This window comes from Pseudomonas sp. RA_35y_Pfl2_P32 (assembly GCF_963970735.1).
GTDB lineage: Bacteria > Pseudomonadota > Gammaproteobacteria > Pseudomonadales > Pseudomonadaceae > Aquipseudomonas.
Genome location: NZ_CAXAQF010000284.1, coordinates 1 through 473 on the forward strand (window position 1 = coordinate 1; position 473 = coordinate 473).

General features: G+C 64.9%; 1 protein-coding gene. It reads right to left on the bottom strand.

The window, feature by feature from the left end:
- Positions 1 to 201 precede the first annotated feature (201 nt).
- A partial coding sequence (locus AACY45_RS28295) for a hypothetical protein (RefSeq protein ID WP_339548770.1) occupies positions 202 to 473 on the bottom strand: 272 nt, incomplete at its 5' end.

Below are 473 nucleotides of genomic sequence, written 5' to 3' on the forward strand. Positions count from 1 at the left end.
GCGAGACCGATTTCTTCTTCCCGCCCGAACGCACGCCGGTGACGCGACGGACCTTGCGGACCTTGCTGACCAAGCCTGGCTGGTCGGCGCAGGAGGTTCGCACCGTGCGCGGCGTGCTGAGCGCGCTGGCAGGAAAGCGGCCGCGGGACCGCTAAGCGCGCGGCACAGATTATTCTGCTTTGACGGCATCTTGCGGGCTGGTTACACCGGCGCATCGCATAAGTCGGAGATCTTCATGCTGGTCCGTTCTGCCTCGATGATGGCTGCCATCGCGCTTGCGGCATCGCCGGTGATTGCGCAAACATCCGCTGAGGGAACGTCGTCGGGTCCCACCCCGACGGCAAAGCCCAGCAAACCCGCCAAGCCGCGCAAAATTTGTCGTTCGGAAGCGACGACCAGCTCGCGGGTGCGGGCCAGCATCTGCAAAACTGCGGAGGAATGGGAGCGCGAGGCAGCGGGCAGCGAGCATATGG